The sequence below is a fragment of the Mycobacterium sp. UM_Kg27 genome (assembly GCF_000972905.1).
GTDB lineage: Bacteria > Actinomycetota > Actinomycetes > Mycobacteriales > Mycobacteriaceae > Mycobacterium.
Genome location: NZ_JRMM01000363.1, coordinates 1 through 286, shown reverse-complemented (window position 1 = coordinate 286; position 286 = coordinate 1). Strand labels below are relative to the sequence as shown.

Here is a 286-nt window from a genome sequence, read left to right as displayed (position 1 = left end):
GGCCTGTTGCCTCAGGACCCAACAGTGTGCCCAACACAAAGCCGGCCGGCACCACCCCACAAGGGGGCGCTACCGGTTGGTGATCAACGCTGTTGCTGTTCATGAAACTATCTGCACCACCGGACAACCCACTACAGGCGCCGGCAAACTATCCCAACCATCGGATCCCACACTGATTGCGGGGACGGGGGAAAAATGGTGCTCCTTAGAAAGGAGGTGATCCAGCCGCACCTTCCGGTACGGCTACCTTGTTACGACTTCGTCCCAATCGCCGATCCCACCTTCG

At 59.1% G+C, this 286-nt stretch carries 1 rRNA gene; it reads right to left on the bottom strand.

Annotated features, from left to right (window positions below):
* Nucleotides 1-209 precede the first annotated feature (209 nt).
* Nucleotides 210-286, bottom strand: a 16S ribosomal RNA gene (locus tag LI94_RS21655); the annotation flags it as partial.